The sequence below is a fragment of the Streptomyces minutiscleroticus genome, assembly GCF_014650875.1.
In the GTDB taxonomy this organism is placed as follows: domain Bacteria; phylum Actinomycetota; class Actinomycetes; order Streptomycetales; family Streptomycetaceae; genus Streptomyces; species Streptomyces minutiscleroticus.
The window spans coordinates 1-1,166 of record NZ_BMVU01000209.1; the positions used below are offsets into that span (position 1 = coordinate 1).

Annotated in this window: 2 protein-coding genes and 2 pseudogenes; 2 read left to right on the top strand and 2 right to left on the bottom strand. The window is 68.3% G+C overall.

Annotated elements, in window-relative coordinates; translation table 11 throughout:
* Window positions 1-170: pseudogene (locus IE271_RS41025) on the top strand (IS701 family transposase); the annotation flags it as partial.
* A gap of 95 nt (window positions 171-265) precedes the next feature.
* Window positions 266-550 carry a hypothetical protein gene (locus tag IE271_RS41030; protein WP_190195495.1) on the top strand — a complete coding sequence of 95 codons (285 nt, stop codon included), beginning with the start codon at window positions 266-268 and terminating at the stop codon, window positions 548-550.
* A gap of 108 nt (window positions 551-658) precedes the next feature.
* Here the strand turns inward: IE271_RS41030 and IE271_RS41035 are convergent, their stop codons facing one another.
* Together IE271_RS41035 and IE271_RS43200 are read right to left on the bottom strand one after the other, a co-directional pair.
* Window positions 659-892, bottom strand: a complete 234-nt coding sequence (locus tag IE271_RS41035; protein ID WP_190195494.1) for a hypothetical protein — start codon at window positions 890-892, stop codon at window positions 659-661.
* Between the two features lie 74 nt (window positions 893-966).
* Window positions 967-1,166: pseudogene (locus IE271_RS43200) on the bottom strand (transposase); the annotation flags it as partial.

Sequence of the window (1,166 nt, forward strand, 5' to 3'; positions counted from 1 at the left end):
ACGGCCTGGGCCTGGACCACTTCGAGGGCCGCTCCTGGACCGGCTTCCACCACCACGTCACCCTCGTCAGCGCCGCCCACGCCTTCCTCACCGAACAACGCCTGGCCCCAAAAGTCGGTGCACCGGTCTCACCCTCTACCAGGTCCTCGATGCCCTCCAGGACCTTCTGAGGTGCTGGACCGGCCTCTGCACCACCTGCCGACAGCCCCTGCCCAGAACCCGCAAGATCAGCACCGACCTAACGGAGTCCTACGAGGCTGCCGTCATGACGCTGAACGCTGATGAGTATGAGCTCCTTCGCCTGATCGCCCAGTCACCAGAGCCCGTGGCCGTCTCCGACTTCTTTCACACCATCCACCCGGCGGACTTCGAGCGAAGCGCCGCCGAGGAAGACCCCCGGCGCGTGGCATGGCAGGAGAAGCAGTTCGGGCTCTACAAGGCGACGATCGACCTGCACGACGGCGGTCTCATCCGGATCGTCCACCCGGCGAACGGAGAGCGGCCCGACCTGATGGAGGCCACCGAGGCCGGCCACGCTGCCCTGACCTGAGGGCCTTGCCCGGTGGGCCCGGTCGGGCCCACCCCAGCGCCAAGGGAAAAGAGGCAGCACCACGTGGTTGCGATCCTGCTGCCGTTGAAGCGCTGCCAGACGGCCGCTTCAGCACACGGTGAGCTGCTCGTGTTCGGGCAGGTCGAGGTGGACGATCCGGCCCTGGGGCAGGACGGCGGCGAGTTCGCGCGCCTCGTGAGCGTTACGGGCCAGGACCAGCTCCTCCGCGAGCGTGGGGCAGGCGGCTACCAGGTCGGGGCAGGGCCGCACGATCCCGTACAGCGTCCGCCGCTTGTCGGCCACCTGAACCGGAACGCCGCGGGCGTACTGCGGCCACATCATCGGCTTCTCCGGGACCTCCACCCGAACACTCGACTCGCGCCAGGCGTACTCAGCGACGGCAGTAAGAGGTCATCTCAATTGGCGAGTCGGCGGTAGCAGATGAGGGTGCAGGCGATGCTGGTGAAGGCCAGGAAGTGTTCCGCCTTGCGCTCGTAGCGGCGGTGCAGACGGCGGCAGCCGGCGAGTCAGGCCATGGTCCGCTCGATCACCCAGCGGTGACGGCCCAGCCGCTGGGAGGACTCGATGCCCTTGCGGGCGATGCGGTGCCGGATGC

Bases quoted from the DNA above. Each gene is read 5' to 3' on its own strand.
- IE271_RS41030 (WP_190195495.1), top strand. From the start codon at position 266: ATGACGCTGAACGCTGATGAGTATGAGCTCCTTCGCCTGATCGCCCAG.
- IE271_RS41035 (WP_190195494.1), bottom strand. From the start codon at position 892: ATGATGTGGCCGCAGTACGCCCGCGGCGTTCCGGTTCAGGTGGCCGAC.